The following is a 625-nucleotide window of genomic DNA, read 5'->3' on the forward strand; positions in this document are numbered from 1 at the left end:
CATCACCCTTTCTGCGGCGTCGATTCGACGCCATGCTCGATGGCTGGCGTGCCCAGGGCTCTCCCGTGAACCCGCAGCTCCCTGGCTTGCCGAGCCGAAGCTCGCCGAAGGCGAGCGAAGGCTGGCGGCACCCGGTGTGGCAACTGGCGGCAGCGGCGCTGTGTGTGGCGATCGGTTTCGCCGCCGGCCGGAGCTGGCCCAGTGGGTCGTCGGGGACGGAGCTGTCGGGGCTGCGCCAAGAGCTGCGTGACACGCGACAGATGGTCATGTTGACGTTGTTGCAGCAGCAGTCGGCCTCCGAGCGGCTGCGTGGCGTGACGTGGAGCTATCAGCTCGATCGCCCGGGCGCCGAAGTCGTGAACGCCCTGCTGGACAGACTGGCATACGACCCGAACGTGAACGTGCGATTGGCCTCCATCGACGCGCTCGAGCCGTTCGTCGACGACACCCGTGTTCGTAACGGCCTCGTTGATGCGCTCGCGTCTGACCAGCAGCAGTCGCCGCTCGTGCAGGTTGCGCTGATCGACACATTGGTCAGGCTGCACGAGCCACGTTCACTCGATCTGATGCACCTGCTCGCGAAGGACGCACGCGTCAACGATACGGTGCGCCGCCGCGCAGCCTG

1 protein-coding gene is annotated in these 625 nt (G+C 66.9%); it reads left to right on the plus strand.

All coding sequences use genetic code 11. From position 1 onward, the window contains the following. Positions 1-32: 32 nt before the first annotated feature. Positions 33-625 (plus strand): hypothetical protein (locus tag GEV06_28980; protein ID MPZ21875.1); only part of this gene is annotated, 593 nt, incomplete at its 3' end.

It is taken from the genome of Luteitalea sp. (assembly GCA_009377605.1).
In the GTDB taxonomy this organism is placed as follows: Bacteria; Acidobacteriota; Vicinamibacteria; order Vicinamibacterales; family Vicinamibacteraceae; genus WHTT01.